The 1493-nt window shown below is 63.7% G+C and carries 1 protein-coding gene; it reads left to right on the forward strand.

The genetic code is table 11. The annotated features are described in order from the left end of the window. A partial coding sequence (locus ACFQ6N_RS40760) for a pilus assembly protein (RefSeq protein ID WP_380659191.1) occupies positions 1–1493 on the forward strand: 1493 nt, incomplete at both ends.

Consider the following 1493-nt stretch of genomic DNA (forward strand, 5'->3'; position numbering starts at 1 on the left):
GGCGTGGGCTCGCTGTCGGTGGAGCCATTCTACGAGGCAACCAACAACGGCACGGACTGGTATGGAAAGCTGCATGCCTTCAAGCTGAAGGTTGATGCGACCACCCGCGCGATCGTTTCTGAAGAAGCGTGGGAAGCGGCCGCGCAGATGCCGGCGGCCGCATCGCGCCGCATTCGCTTCTGGCGCGATGGTGCGCTGGTGGACTTCTCCGGTGGCAATGTCAGTCTGGCCAATCTGTGCGACAAGTCGGGTGTGATGTATCCGGGCATCCTGATCTGCAGCGCTTCGGAACTGGAAGGGCTGGCTACGGACTCGACAACGGCAGTGGCATACCTGCGCGGAGATGTCAGCCATGAGAAGCGCAACGGCGGCAAGCTGCGCGACCGCAGTACGGTGCTGGGCGACATCATCACCTCCACCCCGGCCCTGAGCTCGCCGCTGGATGACTACGGTTTCCGCCGCCTGCCAGGCTCGATGGGCACCAGTTATGCCGACTACATGGTCACCAAGCGCAATGACCACAGGTATATGGTCTATGCCGCTGCCAACGACGGCATGCTGCACGCCTTCGATGGCGGCATGGGGGCCGACGGGGAGATGGACGGTGAAGGTGGCAAGGAGCTGTTTGCGTACATTCCATCCACGTCGCTGGGCCACATGGGCAACCTGCTGCTGCCCAACGACCCCACCAACCAGAACGTCCAGCGCTTCCAGCATCGCTACTACGTCGATGGCCCGGTAACGGTCAGCGATACCTATGGCAGCAACGGCTGGACGACCTCGCTGGTAGGCACGGCCGGAGCTGGCGGGCGCAGTGTGTTCGCGCTGGATGTGTCCGATCCTGCCCAGTTCGGCGGTGCCGGCTCCCTGCTGTGGGAGATCAGCGACCTCAACGCCGCACTGGATGAAGAGGTGCGCGCCAACATCGGCCACGTGCTGGGCAAGCCGGTGATCGTGCCGATGAAGAACGCCGACGGTTCTGTGGGCTTCCGCGCGATATTTGGCAACGGCTATGAAAGCAGGAGTGGCAAGGCCGTGTTGTTCGTTGTCGACATGCTGGCCAGCAGCACGCCGACCATCCGCATGATCGAGGCGGTCGAGTCGGGTCAGAACCTGCCTGCCGGCAACAATGGCCTGGGCAATATCGTCGTGGTCGATCGCTGGGGTGGGACGAGCCAGAACGACCGGGTGCGCGACGGCCTGGCCGATACCGTCTACGCTGCTGACAAGCGGGGTGCGATCTGGAAATTCGACCTGCGCGACGATGCAGCACCGACGGCGCCGCTGTTCACCACCGATACCCACGTCGATCGCAGCGACCAGCGGACCTACCGCCAGCCGATTACCGGTGGCATGACGGTGACCACGGGGGCCTCCGGTGGTGTGATGCTGATCTTCGGCACCGGCAGCTTCTCCTACTACGGCGATGAGAACGACGCGGCGGTGCAGGCGCTGTATGGCATCAACGACACCGAAGTCGGGCAGCCCGGAAC

The sequence above is a fragment of the Kitasatospora sp. NPDC056446 genome, from assembly GCF_042796115.1.
Classification (GTDB): domain Bacteria; phylum Actinomycetota; class Actinomycetes; order Streptomycetales; family Streptomycetaceae; genus Kitasatospora.